Below are 380 nucleotides of genomic sequence, written 5' to 3'. Positions count from 1 at the left end.
AAGATGCAGTCCGAACGGACCCACATGGCCCTGGTCATCGACGAATATGGCGGCACGACGTAATCGCCACCCTGCGCGCTGCCGCCCCCTGGCAAGCGCTGCGCGCGCGGCACGGCGCGGCCCGGGTCGTGATCCACCCCGGCGACATCCGCCTGCGCCGCTATGAGGACCGCTCGGACCGGCTGGTGATCTTCGTGGTCGATGCCTCGGGCTCCGCGGCCATGGCCCGTCTGGCCGAGGCAAAGGGCGCCGTGGAGCTGCTGCTGGGGCAGGCCTATGCCCGGCGCGACCATGTCGCCGTGGTGGCCTTTCGCGGAAGCGCGGCCGAGACGCTGCTGCCGCCCACGCGTTCGCTGGTGCAGGCCAAGCGGCGGCTGGCC

General features: G+C 72.4%; 1 protein-coding gene. It reads left to right on the top strand.

The window, feature by feature from the left end:
• The coding region (locus tag ACH107_RS33600; RefSeq protein ID WP_412509900.1) for a VWA domain-containing protein at positions 1-380 on the top strand (380 nt) is incomplete at both ends.

This window comes from Roseovarius halophilus (ex Wu et al. 2025), from assembly GCF_047086965.1.
Note: the sequence above shows the minus strand (reverse complement) of the source record. Positions and strands in the feature narration are given on the sequence as shown.